Consider the following 14,821-nt stretch of genomic DNA (forward strand, 5'->3'; position numbering starts at 1 on the left):
CGCGCGGCTGACGAGCGACCTCATCGCCTTCCCCACGGCCTGAACCATCAGGACCGCACAAAGTCCGACGCGGTCATTGCTTCGAATGTGTGCGAGTCCTAGGGTGTGCCTGCTCAGCAGTTGCTCCGTCACCGTCAGTTGACCGTCGAATCAACAGAAACACCCACCACGGGTGCGCAGTTGAGGATCGCATCTGACGTGCCCTCAGTCCGTGCAGCACCGCACCTGTCGAACCGAGGAAGGCCACGTTCATGCCGCACCCCCCGCATCCGTCCCCCGCCGACCGGCCCGTCGTCAGCCGCCGTCGTCTGCTGGAGGGAGGAGCCGCCGTGCTCGGCGCGCTCGCCCTCTCGGCGTCGCCCACCCTCTCGCACGCGGCCGGCCGGCGCCCGTCGGCGGACGGCGCTCCGGAGTGGAACGACGGCCTGAGCGTGTACCGGTTGGGCACCGAGCCACCGCACACCACCCTCATGCCCTACGCGGACCTCGGACAGGCCCTGAAGGGCGACCGCGAGCGCTCGCCGTACCGGCTGAGCCTCGACGGCACCTGGAAGTTCGCCTACGCGGACCGTCCCGACGACCGTGACCCGGACTTCTACGGCACCGACGTCGACGACTCCGGCTGGGACACCATCCCCGTGCCCTCGGCCTGGCAGCTGCACGGCTACGACTTCCCGATCTACGTCAACATCACCTACCCCTGGTGGGGCCCCAACGGCCGCGGCGAGAACGCCCAGCCGCCCGCCGCACCGACCCGCTACAACCCCGTCGGCCAGTACCGCCGCACGTTCACCGTGCCCCGCAACTGGTCGGGCCGGCGCACCTTCCTGCACTTCGAGGGCGTCAAGTCCGCCCACTACGTGTGGATCAACGGCAAGCTGGCGGGCTACCACGAGGACTCCTACACCTCCGCCGAGTACGACATCACCCCCCACCTCAAGCCGGGCACCAACCAGATCGCCGTCGAGGTGTACCGCTACTCCGACGCGGAGTGGCTGGAGGACCAGGACATGATCCGGCTGAGCGGCATCTTCCGCTCGGTCCACCTGTTCTCCACGCCCGCCGTGCACGTGCGCGACTTCCGCCTGGACACCCCGCTGGGCGACGACTACACCTCCGCCGAGCTCAAGGTCACCGCACAGGTCCGCGACTACGGCGGCGGGGGCGCGGGCCGCTACACCGTCGAGACCCAGCTCTACGACGCGCGCGGCCACGCCGTGTGGTCCCGTCCCCTGAACCGGGCCGTCGACGTCCCCGACGGCGAGGAGGCCACCGCCGAGGCGTCCAGGGCCGTCCCCTCACCCAAGCTGTGGTCGGCCGAGCACCCGAACCTCTACACCGCCGTGCTCCGCCTGCGCGACCCCGCCGGCAAGGTGGTCGAGACCCTCTCGCACCGGGTCGGCTTCCGCGAGTTCGCGCTGAAGGACGGCCTGATGCGCATCAACGGCAAGCCGGTCTCCCTCCGCGGTACCAACCGGCACGAGATGCACCCCGTCACCGGCTCGGCGCTCACCCGGGCGCAGATGGTCGAGGACATCGGGATCATCAAGCGCCTCAACATCAACAGCGTCCGCACCTCGCACTACCCCAACAACCCCCTGTGGCTGGAACTCGCCGACGAGTACGGGCTCTACCTCGTCGACGAGACCAACCTGGAGACCCACGGCATCCGTGACAAGTTCCCCGGCAGCGGACACCCGGAGTGGACCGAGGCGTGTGTGGTCCGCGCCCAGAACATGGTCCACCGCGACAAGAACCACGCCTCGGTGGTCATCTGGTCCCTCGGCAACGAGGCCGGCGGCGGCACGACCTTCAACGCCATGCACGACTGGATCCGCTCCTACGACTCCACCCGCGTCATCCAGTACGAGGGCGACGACCGTCCGGGCATCAGCGACATCCGCTCCGAGATGTACGACAGTCCGCAGCGGGTCGAGCAGCGCGCCAAGGACACGAGCGACACCCGGCCCTACGTGATGATCGAGTACTCCCACGCGATGGGGAACTCCAGCGGCAACTTCAAGAAGTACTGGGACATCGTCCGCCGCTACGACGTCCTCCAGGGCGGCTGGATCTGGGACTTCGTCGACCAGGCCCTGCGCTGGCCCACCCCGACGCGCAAGCTGCTGACCGAGTCCGGCCCGGGCGCGCTGCGCGGCGAGGTCATGGCACCCGCGGGTACCTTCGACCGCGCCAAGGGCGTTTCGGGCGGCACCGTCTTCCCCCGCGACTCCCGCCTCGACCTCACCGGCTCCCTGACCCTGGAGGCCTGGGTCACCCCGGACGTCACCGGCGGCCACCAGCCCATCGTCGCCAAGGGCGACACCCAGTACGCCCTCAAGCAGACCGACAAGAACCTGGAGTTCTTCATCCACGGCGGCGGCCAGTGGGTCACCGCGAGCTGGGCGCTGCCCGAGGGCTGGACCGGCGAGGAGCACCACATCGCCGGCGTCTTCGACGCGGACTCGGGCACGCTCACCCTGTACGTAGACGGGCAGGTGCGCGGCACCAGGACCACCACCCGCCGCCCCGCCGACAACACCGCCCCTCTCTCGCTCGCCACCGACGTCGACAACCCGACCCGGGAGTTCAGCGGCACCGTCCGCCGGGCCCGTGTGTACGGCCGCGCCCTGAGCGCCGCGGAGCTGGCCTCGGACACGCGGGGGCCCGACGACGAGGGCGTGCGCTTCTGGTTCGACGCCGCCACCGCCGGGTTCACCGAGAAGCGCCCGCGCGACAGGACGTTCTACGCCTACGGCGGCGACTGGGGCGACAACCCCAACGACGGTGCCTTCGCCGGCGACGGCATCGTCCTGCCCGACCGCACCCTCACCGGCAAGTCCGCAGAGGTCAAGCAGATCTACCAGGCCGTCAACGCCACGCCGTCCCCGGGCGGTCCCGGTGCCGTCACGCTCACCAACGAGTACCTGTTCACCAACCTCCGCGAGTTCGACGGACGTTGGTCCCTGGTCGCCGACGGCGAGGTCGTCCAGCGTGGCCGGCTGACCCGCGACCAGCTCGACGTGGCGCCGCTGAGCACCAAGGACATCAAGGTCCCGGTGCGGATCCCGGCCAGGCCCGAGCCCGGCACCGAGTACTTCCTCCAGCTCTCCTTCACCACGAGGGAGGCCACCCCGTGGGCGAAGGCCGGCTTCGAGGTGGCCAAGCAGCAGCTCGCCCTCGACACGGACAGCCCGGCGGTGAAGCCCGCCCCGCTGCGGAGCGTGCCCGCCCTGAGCCACACCGACGGGGACAAGACCGTCACCGTCAAGGGCAAGGGCTTCGCCGTCACCCTCGACAAGACCACCGGCACCATCACCTCCTACGAGGCCGGCGGCACCCGGCTCCTCACCTCCGGACCCGTCCCGAACTTCTGGCGGGCCCCCACCGACAACGACCGCGGCAACGGCCAGCACACCCGCAACCAGACCTGGCGCGACCCCGGAGCGAAGCGGAAGGTGTCCGACGTACGCGTCCGGCCCCTGGCCGACCGGGCCGTCGAGGTCACCGTCACCGGCACGCTGCCCACCAGCACGGAGTCCACGTACAGCACGACCTACACGGTCTTCGGCAACGGCGAGATCAAGGTCGACAACACCCTGCACCCGGGCGCGGCCGGCCTGCCGTACATCCCGGAGGTCGGCACCCTGCTGTTCCTGCCGCGGAGCCTGGACCGGCTGCACTACTACGGCCGGGGCCCCGAGGAGAACATGTGGGACCGCCACGACGCCACCGACGTGGGCCTGTACTCCTCCACCGTCTCCGGGCAGTGGACCCCCTACCTGCGCCCCCAGGAGAACGGCAACAAGACCGACGTCCGCTGGGCCGCGCTGACCGACGGCCGGGGACGCGGGCTGCTCGTGAGCGGTGAGCCGCTGGTGGAGGTCAACGCCTCCCACTTCACCCCCGAGGACCTGTCGGTCGGGGCCCGCCACGACTACCAGCTCACGCCCCGGGACGCGGTGGTCCTGCGGGTCAACCACCGCCAGATGGGCGTGGGCGGCGACGACAGCTGGGGCGCGCACACGCACGCCGAGTTCAAGCTGTTCGCCGACCGCGACTACGCGTACACCTACCGGCTGCGTCCGCTGACGCGGGTGAGCGAGGCGATGGAGGCCTCGCGACGGCCGACCGCCACCGACTGATGCCCCCCGGCAGGCGACGTCCGCCCTACGGGGCGACGTCGCCTGCCGCGGTAACGGAACCGACGGTGGAACAGTGGCGCATGCTCAGTCGGCGGCGTCGCTGATGCCGAGCCGCAGATGCTCCACGTGGTACACGGCCTGGTCGAGCAGCTCGGCGACATGGTGGTCGTGCAGCGCGTAGACCACCGAACGGCCCTGCCGCTCGCCCACGACCAGGCCCAGGTTGCGCAGCAGCCGCAGCTGGTGGGAGCAGGCCGACTGCTCCATGCCCACCTCGGCGGCCAACTCCGTGGCCGGCAACGGCCCTTCGCGCAGCCGCGCGAGGATGAGCAGCCGGGAGGGCGTGGACAGGGCCTGGAGCGTGGTGGCGACCTTCGCGACGTTGTCCGCGTCCAGGCGTACCCGCTCGGCGGCGTCCTGCGCGGGAGTGACGGCTCCATGACCCATGCCGTCATCGTACCGGCCCCGCACGAACACATGAATGAATCTTCATCTGACGCCGTCCGGAGGGCGGCCCCCGCACCTCGATGTCGGATTCTCGCCAGCCCAGCGCCGCCCGGTGCCGGATGCTGGAGGCATGCAGATGGGGATGCACACCGACACCGAGCGCTGCGTGCGCGCCGTCCGGTCCAAGGACGCGCGGTTCGACGGCTGGTTCTTCACGGCCGTCCTGACCACCGGCATCTACTGCCGTCCGAGCTGCCCAGTGGTGCCGCCCAAGCCGGAGAACATGGTCTTCCACCCCAGTGCGGCGGCCTGTCAGCAGGCCGGGTTCCGGGCCTGCAAGCGCTGCCGGCCCGACACCAGCCCCGGCTCCCCGGAGTGGAACCAGCGCGCCGACCTCGTCGCTCGCGCCATGCGGCTGATCGCCGACGGGGTCGTGGACCGCGAGGGCGTGCCGGGCCTCGCCGGCCGCCTCGGCTACAGCACACGGCAGGTCGAACGCCAGCTCCTCGCCGAGCTGGGCGCGGGCCCCCTCGCGCTCGCCCGCGCCCAGCGCGCCCAGACGGCCCGGCTGCTCATCGAGACGACGGCACTGCCCATGGCGCAGATCGCCTTCGCCGCCGGCTTCGCCTCGATCCGCACCTTCAACGACACCGTCCGCGAGGTCTTCGCCCTGCCCCCGAGCGAGCTGCGCGCCCGCGCTCCCAGACGGCAGGGCGCGAGCACCCCCGGCGCCCTGTCCCTGCGGCTGCCGTTCCGCGCCCCGCTCAACCCCGACAACCTCTTCGGCCACCTCGCCGCGACGGCCGTACCCGGCGTGGAGGAGTGGCGCGACGGCTCCTACCGCCGCACCCTCCGCCTCCCGTACGGCCACGGCATCGTGGCCCTCACCTCCAACCCGGACCACATCGCCTGCCGCCTCACCCTCAGCGACCTGCGCGATCTGACCGTCGCCATCAGCCGCTGCCGCCGCCTGCTCGACCTGGACGCCGACCCCGTCGCGATCGACGACCAGCTCCGCACCGACCCCGACCTCGCGCCCCTGGTCGACAAGGCGCCCGGGCGGCGGGTGCCGCGCACGGTCGACGAGGCCGAGTTCGCCGTACGGGCCGTGCTCGGCCAGCAGGTGTCCACCGCCGCCGCCCGCACCCACGCGGCCCGCCTGGTCACCGCGCACGGCGAACCGGTCGAGGACCCCGAGGGCGGACTCACCCACCTCTTCCCGGCCCCAGAGGCCCTCGCGGCGCTCGACCCCGAGACGCTGGCGATGCCGCGCACCCGCCGCACGACCTTCACCACTTTGGTCGGCCGGCTCGCCGACGGCGACGTCCACCTGGGCGTCGAGAGCGACTGGCCGCGCACCCGTGCCGAGCTCCTCGCCCTGCCCGGCTTCGGCCCCTGGACGGTGGACGTCATCGCCATGCGCGCCCTCGGCGACCCCGACGCCTTCCTCCCCACCGACCTCGGCATCCGGCGCGCGGCCCGGGAACTCGGCCTGCCCTCCACCCCGGCCGCCCTCACCGCCCGCTCGGCGGCCTGGCGCCCCTGGCGGGCCTACGCGGTCCAGTACCTCTGGGCGACCGACAGCCACCCGATCAACTTCCTTCCGGTATAGGGACGTTCGATGAAGCAGCACACCGTGACCGACAGCCCGTACGGCCCCCTCACCCTCGTCGCCGACGACGGTGTCCTGTGCGGCCTGTACATGACCGACCAGCGCCACCGCCCGGCGGAGGACACCTTCGGCACCCGCGACGACACCCTCTTCGCGGAGGTGGAGGAGCAACTGAAGGCCTACTTCGCGGGCGACCTCGCGGAGTTCACCGTCCCCCTGCGCCTGAACGGCACCCCGTTCCAGCGCGCCGTCTGGGAGGAACTGCGCCGCATCCCCTACGGCGAGACCCGCACCTACGGCCGGCTCGCCGACACCCTCGGCACCCCCGCGGCCTCCCGCGCGGTCGGCCTCGCCAACGGCCGCAACCCCATCGGCATCATCGTCCCCTGCCACCGCGTCATCGGCGCGAACGGCGGCCTGACGGGGTACGGCGGCGGCCTGGAGCGCAAGCAACGCCTGCTGGACTTCGAACGCGGGGCGGCGCTGTTCTAGCGGGGTCCCGAAGCTAGGAGGTGTCCCCGAGGCGACGCAGCAGCTCCGGCAGTGCCGTGCCGATGGGATCGCGGATGATCTCGTCGGCGCGGTCGTCGTACGGGGTCGGTTCGGCGTTGACGACGATCAGGCGGGCGCCGTGGTCGGCGGCGACACCGGCGAGACCGGCCGCGGGCTGCACCTGAAGGCTCGAACCGACGGCGATGAACACCTGACAGGCCTTGCTGACGGCGGCCGCCTCGCCGAGGACGACGGGGTCGAGCCGCTCACCGAACATCACCGTCGCCGGCTTCAGGATCCCACCGCACTCCCGGCAGGGCGGATCGTCCTCACCGGCGTCCACCCGGGCGAGCGCGTCCGTCATCGGGCCGCGCGCGTGGCAGCCGGTGCAGACGACACTGCGGGCCGACCCGTGCAGTTCCAGGACCTTGCGGTCGGGCATCCCGGCGAGCTGGTGCAGCCCGTCCACGTTCTGCGTGATCACCCGCACCGGCACCCCGGACCGCTCCAGCTCCGCCACCGCCCGGTGCGCGGCGTTGGGCTCGGCCCGCAGCGCCCCGGTCTCGCGCCGCATGAGCCAGGACCGGCGGCGGATCTCGGCGTCACCCATGTAGTACGCGTACGTGACGAGCTTCTCGGCCTCGGGGTCCCGCCGCCACAGCCCGTTCGGCCCGCGGTAGTCCGGGATGCCCGAATCGGTGCTGATGCCGGCACCGGTGAGCAGGGCGACAAGGGGCTTGGCCATGTCGCCGAGGGTAGGCCGGTGCGCCTGGCGGCGGCGAACGGATTTCGGACGGGACGGCCGAGGGGCGAACGGCCGGCTACGTCAGGACACCCGCCTGCCGTTCTCGAGCTCCGCCGTCCCCGAGCCCTCCGCGAGGACGTCGAGGGCGGCCAGGACGCGGCCGCTGTGGGCGCCTGACAGGTACTCGGTCAGCTCCTCGCGCGCCACCAGCCGCCAGGACAGCAGCTCCTCCTCCTGGAGGCGGATCGCCTTGAACTCGTCCGCCCCCAGCACCCCACCGTCGTACAGGTAGGCCACCACCGGCGGACGGCCCGTGCCCTGCACCCAGTCCACCGTCAGCAGCCGGCCGGGCTCACGGTCGAGGCCGATCTCCTCGGCCGTCTCGCGCCGGGCGCCCTGCCGCGGGGTCTCGCCGTCGTCGGACTCGACGGTGCCGCCGGGCAGCGCCCAGCCCTCCCGGTAGTTGGGCTCGACGAGCAGCACCCGGCCCTGGTCGTCCCGGAACAGCACGGCGGCGCCGGCCAGGACGCGGGGCAGGGACGCGATGTAGGCGGCGTAGTCAGGAGAGGTGGTCATCGGTGCAGGGTAACCACCGGGCGCCGGCTCAGCCGCAGGGGAAGACGTAGTCGGACTTGTAGTTGACGGAGAGGCTGCTGGAGGAAGTGCCCATCTTGGCGGTCACCGGGGCGCAGGCGAAGCTGGAGACGTACACCGGGCCGGCGTACTCGCTGAAGTTGCCCGAGTCCTTGTCGCAGGAGGTGCCGCCGACCTTGCAGACCTGCACGAGCATGTACCGGGACTGGCCGACGTTGTTGTCGAGGATGACGCAGCCCTTGCCGCCGTTCTCGTAGGCGAAGAGGGTGGCCAGACGGGCGCTGGGGTCGGTGCCGAGGGGCAGCGGGATCGCCTTGCGCAGGGTGTAACCGGTGCCGCACACGTTGGCAGCCGCGGCGGCGGGCGCGGGCTGCTCGGCGGCGACGGCCGGCGGGGCGGTGAGGACGGCGGCGGTCAGAACGGACACGGAGGCGGCGGCGCGGACAGCGGTTCTGAAACGAGACATGACAATCAGATGCTTTCTGTCAGGCGCGAGGGCGCGAGGGCGCGAGCACGCGGGCCGAGTGACTGGAAACGATCGGGAGATCCGATGGCTAGATCACTTTACGATCGGGTTTGATCGATATTGGCGGCTCTCGGTCGAGTGGCCGGAATCAGCGGATGGAAGCGATGCCAAACGGAGGTCCCGCTTGAGCTCCGCGGCAGTGGCCGATACTGAGCGGTCACCGGGCGCGGGCCTCCAAGCGGAACACCGGGCCGACCGTCGCACGCGCCCGGGATTGGCCGGTTCGATACGGTCAGGCCTCCCGTTCCGCCAGCCGCAGCGTCCGCTCGGCCAGCTCGCTGATCCGTACCCCGTCGAAGCCGAACACCGCGCTGCGGACCGTGTCCTCCAAAGGCGCCTTCCACTGGTCCGGGATGGCCGCGACCCCGCCGAACACACCGGCCACCGAACCGGCGGTCGCGCCGTTGGAGTCGGTGTCCAGTCCGCCGCGGACCGTGAGCGTGATGGTCCGGGTGAAGTCACCGTCGCCGTAGAGCAGACCGGCGGTGAGGACGGCCGCGTTCGGCACGGAGTGGATCCAGCCCATCCCGGCGGTCTCCTCGGCCAGCGTGGTGAGCGTGTCCTCCCAGGACATCCGGGTGTCGTGCAGAGCGACCACCCGGCGTACCGCGCGGGCGAGCCGGCTGCTCGCCGGGATCACGGCCAGGGCCTCGTCGACGGCGTGCCGCACGGTGGGTGCCGTGAACGCCGCCGCGATCAGTGCCGCCGCCCACATCGCACCGTAGACCCCGTTGCCGGTGTGCGACAGCACCGCGTCCCGCCGGGCGAGCAGAGCGGCGCGGCGCGGGACGCCTGGGCAGGTCCAGCCGAAGACGTCGGCCCGGATGAGAGCGCCGATCCACTCCTGGTACGGGTTGTCGTACGTCGCCGTCAGCGGCGGCTTCAGCCCGCCGGCGAGATTGCGGTACGCGGCCCGCTCGGCGGTGAACGTCTGCAGGTACGGCAGCCGCAGCAGCCACAGGTCGCCGACCTGCTCGGTGGTGAAGCCGAAGCCGTGGGTCTCCAGCAGGTCGAGGCCGAGGATCGCGTAGTCGACGTCGTCGTCACGGCAGCTGCCGTGGATACGGCCGCGGACGCAGCTGCGCCACTCGGGGCGCAGCGCGAAGCCGTCGTGCTCGCTGATCGGCTCGGGCAGGTAGTCGGTGAGCGGCAGGGCCGAGGCCTGTCTGAGGTAGCGATCGATGCGGTCGCGGGTCCACACCTCGCCCTGTTCGACCGGCTTGCCGAGCATGTTTCCCGCGATGCGGCCGGTCCAGCCGCCGAGGATGCGGTTGCCGAGGTCTGTGTCGGAGCGTGCGGGGGTCATGGTGGAGGTCTACCCGTTTCGGGAGTGGGGGCTGCGGTGCGTTCGGGGCCGCGGCTTCGCCGTGGCCGGCCGCGCCCGCGCGGCGGCAGCCGCCTGTCGGATGCAGTCCCGCGCCCCTGGGGTGAGGGCCCCCTGGTCCATGGGATGGGCACGGGCTGACGGCGGACCGCTCCTCCGGTTAAGGTCACAGCGGCGCGACTGGCCCTGACGTGCGTGAGGGCCCGGAAGCAAGGGGAGTGCAAGTGGCGGACGCTGCAGTGAGCGGCACCCGGAAGGCCCAGCGGGTGCTCGTCGCCGCGGACAAGTTCAAGGGGTCGCTGACGGCCGTGCAGGTCGCCGAGCGGGTGACGGCCGGGTTGCGGCACGTCCTGCCGGACCTCGAGGTCGAGGCGCTGCCCGTGGCGGACGGCGGCGACGGGACCGTGGCCGCGGCCGTCGCGGCCGGGTTCGAACGCCGGGAGGTACGGGTCGCCGGCCCCCTCGGCGACGAGGTGACCGCGGCGTTCGCGCTGCGTGAGGGCACCGCGGTCGTGGAGATGGCCGAGGCGAGCGGGCTGCAGCGGCTGCCCGCCGGGGTCTTCGCCCCGCTCACGGCGTCCACGTACGGCTCCGGCGAGCTGCTGCGGGCCGCGCTGGACGCGGGTGCCCGCACGATCGTCTTCGGGGTCGGCGGCAGCGCCACCACCGACGGCGGCGCCGGGATGCTGTCGGCGCTGGGCGCCCGGTTCCTGGACGCCGACGGGGAGCCGGTGCCCCCGGGCGGCGGCGGACTCGCCCGGCTGGCCACCGCCGACCTGTCCGGGCTCGACCCGCGCCTCGCCGGGATCGAGCTGGTCCTCGCGAGCGACGTCGACAACCCGCTGACCGGCCCGAAGGGAGCCCCCGCGGTCTACGGCCCGCAGAAGGGCGCCTCGCCCGACGACGTGGAGGCGCTGGACCAAGCCCTCGCGCACTTCGCCGAGGTGCTCCAGGGCCCGGCCGGTGCGAAGGCCGCCCAGTGCGCGGCATCGCCGGGTGCGGGCGCGGCGGGCGGCATCGGCTACGGCGCCCTGCTGCTGGGCGCCCGGTTCCGGCCCGGCATCGAGGTCATGCTCGACGTCCTGGGCTTCGCCCCCGCTCTGGAGCGCGCCGACCTGGTCATCACCGGTGAGGGCTCCCTCGACGAGCAGACCCTGCACGGCAAGGCCCCGGCGGGCGTGGCCGCCGCGGCCCGGGCCGCGGACAAGGACGTCGTGGCGGTGTGCGGCCGCCTGGCCCTGCCGCCCCAGACCCTGGGCCGCGCAGGTTTCCGCCGGGCCTACCCCCTGACGGACGCGGAACCGGACGTCGCGAAATGCATCGCCGAGGCGGGCCCGATCCTGGAGCGGGTCGCGGAGCGGATCGCGCGGGACTTCCTGACCTGAACCGTCAGGGCAGGGGCTCAGCACACCGTTCGACGTCCCGGAAGTGGCTGCCGGAGCTCTGCCCCTCCGCCTTGCCTCCTTGGACCACTGCAACGAGAAACGGGTGTGGCCCGGGCCGTGAAGGCCCGGGCCACACCCGTCAGTGGTGCGGGGACGAGATCAGGGCAGCTGTGCCGCCCGCGCCTCGCGGCGGTTGTCCCGGAAGTTGTTCACCCGCCGAGCCGTCGCGAACAGCGGGATCACCGCCCCCATGACCAGCTGGAGCGCGCAGCCCGTCTGGAGCAGCAGCTGACCGCCAGGTGCGTCGAAGGCCCAGGCGGCCATCATGCCCATGCCCAGCACGATCCACGACAGCATCGCCACGGCGAGCCGGCCCCGCGGCTTCGGGTACTCCACGCGGCTCACCATCAGCCACGCCGTCCCCAGGATCGCCAGCAGGGTCGCCACGAAGGGCAGCTCCAGCAACACGATCGACACCACGGTCAGCGCGCCGAACGGTGACGGCATGCCCTGGAAGGTGCCGTCCTTGACCGTGACGCACGAGAACCGGGCGAGCCGTAGCACCACCGCCAGCAGCACCACGATCGCCCCGACCGCCGCGACCCGCTGGTACGCGCCCTCCGCCACCATGCCGTAGACGAGGACGAAGTACGCCGGCGCCAGGCCGAAGCTGATCAGGTCGGACAGGTTGTCCAGCTCGGCGCCCATGGGGGAGGAGCGCAGCTTGCGCGCCACCAGGCCGTCGAACAGGTCGAAGACCGCCGCGCACAGCATCAGGATGACCGCCGTGGCCGCGCTGTTGCGCGCCATGCCGGACTCCTGGCTGCCCATGAGGTCCGGGATCAGGATGCCGGTGGTGGTGAAGTACACCGCCATGAAGCCGCACGTGGCGTTGCCGAGCGTCAGGGTGTCCGCTATCGACAGGCGAAGAGAGAGGGGCATCTCCTCTTCCTCGTCGACCCCGTCGGACTCCGGGACCCAGCCGGCCTTGGTGTCAGGATCAATCACGGTCAATGCGAGTCACCCCCGCCACCGTCTTCTGGCCGACCTCGACCGCGACCTCCACACCCTCGGGCAGGTAGAGGTCGACCCGCGAGCCGAAGCGGATCAGGCCGATCCGCTCGCCCTGCTCGACCTTCGTGCCCTCGGGCAGGTACGGGACGATGCGACGGGCGACCGCGCCGGCGATCTGGATCATCTCGATGTCGCCGAGCTCGGTGTCGAAGTGCCAGACGACACGCTCGTTGTTCTCGCTCTCCTTGTTGAAGGCGGGAACGAAGCCACCGGGGATGTGCTCGACCGACGTCACCGTGCCGGCCAGCGGCGCGCGGTTGACGTGGACGTTGAGCGGGCTCATGAAGATCGCGACGCGGGTGCGGCCGTCCTTCCACGGCATGATGCTCTGCACCACACCGTCGGCGGGCGAGATGACCCGGCCCTGGGTGATCTCGCGCTCGGGGTCGCGGAAGAACCACAGCATCCCCGCCGCGAGCGCGGTGGCGGGAACGGCGACGGCCTTGGCGGCGCCGGAGCGCCGGGCCCGCGCCAGGCTGAGGGCTGCGGTGGCGACGGTCGGAAGGAGCCACGGCGATGCTCCGCGCGCGAGGCGTACGCCGGCCCGGCTGTCGCGAGGTGCAGAGGTTTGGCTGTGGGGCATGGATGACCTTCGTAGCGGATGATGCCGCACACTGACGGGGGACGGCGGCTTTCCGGCGATCGTAGCGGCTCGGGGCCGTAACTGGGTAAGCCAGGCAGCCGAGTCGGCGGCAGAAGAGTGCTGACGGGGTGTGATCTTCTTCTCCAAGAAAACACCCCGTATCCGGACATCTAGCCCTGGAACCGATACTCTTCGAGCAACCGCCTGCCGATGATCATTTTCTGGATCTCGGCGGTACCTTCACCGATGAGCAGCATCGGAGCCTCGCGGTAGAGGCGCTCGATCTCGTACTCCTTGGAGAAGCCGTAGCCGCCGTGGATCCGGAAGGCGTCTTCGACGACCTCCTTGCAGTACTCGGAGGCGAGGTACTTCGCCATCCCGGCCTCGAGGTCGTTTCGCTCCCCGGAGTCCTTTTTGCGTGCTGCGTTCACCATCATCGCATGGGCGGCCTCGACCTTGGTAGCCATCTCGGCCAGCTTGAACTGGATCGCCTGGTGCTGGGCGATCGGCTTGCCGAAGGTGTGGCGCTGCTGCGCGTACTGGACGCCCAGTTCGAACGCACGCTGAGCGACGCCGCAGCCACGCGCAGCCACGTTCACGCGGCCGACCTCGACACCGTCCATCATCTGGTAGAAACCACGGCCGGTGACCCCTCCGAGCACACGATCCGCAGGAATGCGCAGGCCATCCATGATGAGTTCGGTGGTGTCGACCCCCTTGTAACCCATCTTGTCGATCTTGCCGGGGATCGTGAGGCCGGGGCGCACCTCGCCGAAGCCGGGCTCCTTCTCGACCAGGAAGGTCGTCATCGACTTGTGGGGCGCGGTGCCCTCGGCGTGACCTTCGTCACTTCTGACCAGAACGGCCACCAGGGACGACGTTCCGCCGTTCGTCAGCCACATCTTCTGGCCGTTGAGGACGTACTCCTCGCCGTCCTTCACCGCCTTCGACGTGATCGCCGACACGTCCGAGCCGAGGCCCGGCTCCGACATCGAGAAGGCGCCCCGGATGTCGCCGGCCGCCATCCTCGGCAGGAAGTGGTCCTTCTGCTCCTGCGTGCCGTGCTGCTTGAGCATGTACGCCACGATGAAGTGGGTGTTGATGATGCCGGACACCGACATCCACCCGCGGGCGATCTCCTCGACGCAGAGGGCGTAGGTGAGCAGCGACTCGCCCAGACCCCCGTACTCCTCGGGGATCATCAGGCCGAACAGGCCCAACTCCTTGAGGCCGTCGACGATCTGCTGCGGGTACTCGTCGCGGTGCTCCAGCTCCGTGGCGACCGGGATGATCTCCTTGTCCACGAAGTCCCGGACGGTGGACAGGATCTCCTGCTGGACGTCCGTCAGACCGGCGGTCTGGGCGAGTCGCGCCATGGCTACTTCTCCTGCTCCCTGAGCTCGGGGCGGCCGGGCTGCTCGCCGCCGCGCTCCTTGATGTACGTCTCGGTCGGCACCATCACCTTGCGGCGGAACACGCAGACCAGCGTGCCGTCCTGCTTGTAGCCCTTGGTCTCGACGTGGACGATGCCGCGGTCGTTCTTCGACTTCGACGGCCACTTGTCGAGCACGGTCGTCTGGCCGTAGATCGTGTCGCCGTGGAAGGTCGGCGCCACGTGCTTGAGCGACTCGATCTCCAGGTTGGCGATGGCCTTGCCGGAGATGTCCGGTACGGACATGCCGAGCAGCAGCGAGTAGACGTAGTTCCCGACGACGACGTTCTTGCCGAAGTCCGTCGTCTTCTCCGCATAGTTCGTGTCCATGTGGAGCGGGTGGTGGTTCATGGTGAGGAGACAGAACAGGTGGTCGTCGTACTCCGTGACCGTCTTTCCCGGCCAGTGCTTGTACGTCGCCCCGACCTCGAACTCCTCGTAGGTGCGCCCGAACTGCATCGC

13 protein-coding genes are annotated in these 14,821 nt (G+C 71.0%); 4 read left to right on the top strand and 9 right to left on the bottom strand.

Annotated features, from left to right (window positions below; genetic code table 11):
• Positions 1-251: 251 nt before the first annotated feature.
• Positions 252-4,145, top strand: a complete 3,894-nt coding sequence (locus AB0B29_RS31760) for a glycoside hydrolase family 2 TIM barrel-domain containing protein (protein WP_362245173.1) — start codon at positions 252-254, stop codon at positions 4,143-4,145.
• Positions 4,146-4,229: 84 nt separating this feature from the next.
• Here AB0B29_RS31760 and AB0B29_RS31765 read toward each other — a convergent pair whose 3' ends face one another.
• Positions 4,230-4,592 carry an ArsR/SmtB family transcription factor gene (locus tag AB0B29_RS31765; protein WP_053671172.1) on the bottom strand — a complete coding sequence of 121 codons (363 nt, stop codon included), beginning with the start codon at positions 4,590-4,592 and terminating at the stop codon, positions 4,230-4,232.
• 142 nt (positions 4,593-4,734) lie between these two features.
• Here AB0B29_RS31765 and AB0B29_RS31770 point away from each other — a divergent pair, with 142 nt between their 5' ends.
• Together AB0B29_RS31770 and AB0B29_RS31775 are read left to right on the top strand one after the other, a co-directional pair.
• Positions 4,735-6,204, top strand: coding sequence for an AlkA N-terminal domain-containing protein (locus AB0B29_RS31770; protein ID WP_362245331.1), 1,470 nt, complete (start codon positions 4,735-4,737; stop codon positions 6,202-6,204).
• 9 nt (positions 6,205-6,213) lie between these two features.
• Positions 6,214-6,696 (top strand): methylated-DNA--[protein]-cysteine S-methyltransferase, encoded by a 483-nt coding sequence (locus AB0B29_RS31775; RefSeq protein ID WP_362245175.1) that lies wholly within the window; start codon positions 6,214-6,216, stop codon positions 6,694-6,696.
• 13 nt (positions 6,697-6,709) lie between these two features.
• On the opposite strand, the gene AB0B29_RS31780 is transcribed toward AB0B29_RS31775, so the two are convergent.
• From AB0B29_RS31780 to AB0B29_RS31795, 4 genes are all read right to left on the bottom strand, one after another.
• Complete coding sequence (locus AB0B29_RS31780; RefSeq protein ID WP_362245177.1) at positions 6,710-7,441, bottom strand: SIR2 family NAD-dependent protein deacylase; 732 nt, start codon at positions 7,439-7,441, stop codon at positions 6,710-6,712.
• Positions 7,442-7,522: 81 nt separating this feature from the next.
• Positions 7,523-8,017, bottom strand: coding sequence for an NUDIX hydrolase (locus AB0B29_RS31785; protein WP_362245179.1), 495 nt, complete (start codon positions 8,015-8,017; stop codon positions 7,523-7,525).
• Positions 8,018-8,045: 28 nt separating this feature from the next.
• Positions 8,046-8,501 (bottom strand): hypothetical protein, encoded by a 456-nt coding sequence (locus tag AB0B29_RS31790; protein WP_362245181.1) that lies wholly within the window; start codon positions 8,499-8,501, stop codon positions 8,046-8,048.
• Between the two features lie 292 nt (positions 8,502-8,793).
• A complete protein-coding gene (locus AB0B29_RS31795; RefSeq protein ID WP_362245183.1) occupies positions 8,794-9,867 on the bottom strand; it encodes an ADP-ribosylglycohydrolase family protein in 1,074 nt (357 codons plus the stop codon).
• A 284-nt stretch (positions 9,868-10,151) separates the two neighbouring features.
• Here AB0B29_RS31795 and AB0B29_RS31800 point away from each other — a divergent pair, with 284 nt between their 5' ends.
• Entirely contained in the window at positions 10,152-11,270 is a 1,119-nt protein-coding gene (locus tag AB0B29_RS31800) for a glycerate kinase (protein WP_362245333.1), read from the top strand.
• A gap of 159 nt (positions 11,271-11,429) precedes the next feature.
• Here the strand turns inward: AB0B29_RS31800 and pssA are convergent, their stop codons facing one another.
• The 4 genes from pssA to AB0B29_RS31820 all read right to left on the bottom strand — a co-directional run bounded on the left by pssA (position 11,430) and on the right by AB0B29_RS31820 (position 14,818).
• Complete coding sequence (gene pssA / locus AB0B29_RS31805) at positions 11,430-12,212, bottom strand: CDP-diacylglycerol--serine O-phosphatidyltransferase (RefSeq protein WP_362245335.1); 783 nt, start codon at positions 12,210-12,212, stop codon at positions 11,430-11,432.
• A gap of 58 nt (positions 12,213-12,270) precedes the next feature.
• On the bottom strand, positions 12,271-12,927 hold the full coding sequence (locus tag AB0B29_RS31810) for a phosphatidylserine decarboxylase (protein ID WP_053671161.1): 657 nt from the start codon (positions 12,925-12,927) through the stop codon (positions 12,271-12,273).
• Positions 12,928-13,097: 170 nt separating this feature from the next.
• Positions 13,098-14,303, bottom strand: a complete 1,206-nt coding sequence (locus tag AB0B29_RS31815) for an acyl-CoA dehydrogenase family protein (RefSeq protein WP_362245185.1) — start codon at positions 14,301-14,303, stop codon at positions 13,098-13,100.
• A 2-nt stretch (positions 14,304-14,305) separates the two neighbouring features.
• Entirely contained in the window at positions 14,306-14,818 is a 513-nt protein-coding gene (locus tag AB0B29_RS31820) for a MaoC family dehydratase (protein WP_031107606.1), read from the bottom strand.
• Positions 14,819-14,821 lie beyond the last annotated feature (3 nt).

This window comes from Streptomyces tibetensis, assembly GCF_040647715.1.
GTDB lineage: Bacteria > Actinomycetota > Actinomycetes > Streptomycetales > Streptomycetaceae > Streptomyces > Streptomyces tibetensis_A.

Bases quoted from the DNA above. Each gene is read 5' to 3' on its own strand.
- AB0B29_RS31770 (WP_362245331.1), top strand. From the start codon at position 4,735: ATGCACACCGACACCGAGCGCTGCGTGCGCGCCGTCCGGTCCAAGGAC.
- AB0B29_RS31815 (WP_362245185.1), bottom strand. From the start codon at position 14,303: ATGGCGCGACTCGCCCAGACCGCCGGTCTGACGGACGTCCAGCAGGAG.
- AB0B29_RS31775 (WP_362245175.1), top strand. From the start codon at position 6,214: ATGAAGCAGCACACCGTGACCGACAGCCCGTACGGCCCCCTCACCCTC.
- AB0B29_RS31765 (WP_053671172.1), bottom strand. From the start codon at position 4,592: ATGGGTCATGGAGCCGTCACTCCCGCGCAGGACGCCGCCGAGCGGGTA.
- AB0B29_RS31790 (WP_362245181.1), bottom strand. From the start codon at position 8,501: ATGTCTCGTTTCAGAACCGCTGTCCGCGCCGCCGCCTCCGTGTCCGTT.
- AB0B29_RS31795 (WP_362245183.1), bottom strand. From the start codon at position 9,867: ATGACCCCCGCACGCTCCGACACAGACCTCGGCAACCGCATCCTCGGC.
- AB0B29_RS31785 (WP_362245179.1), bottom strand. From the start codon at position 8,017: ATGACCACCTCTCCTGACTACGCCGCCTACATCGCGTCCCTGCCCCGC.
- AB0B29_RS31780 (WP_362245177.1), bottom strand. From the start codon at position 7,441: ATGGCCAAGCCCCTTGTCGCCCTGCTCACCGGTGCCGGCATCAGCACC.
- AB0B29_RS31810 (WP_053671161.1), bottom strand. From the start codon at position 12,927: ATGCCCCACAGCCAAACCTCTGCACCTCGCGACAGCCGGGCCGGCGTA.
- AB0B29_RS31820 (WP_031107606.1), bottom strand. From the start codon at position 14,818: ATGCAGTTCGGGCGCACCTACGAGGAGTTCGAGGTCGGGGCGACGTAC.
- pssA (WP_362245335.1), bottom strand. From the start codon at position 12,212: ATGCCCCTCTCTCTTCGCCTGTCGATAGCGGACACCCTGACGCTCGGC.
- AB0B29_RS31760 (WP_362245173.1), top strand. From the start codon at position 252: ATGCCGCACCCCCCGCATCCGTCCCCCGCCGACCGGCCCGTCGTCAGC.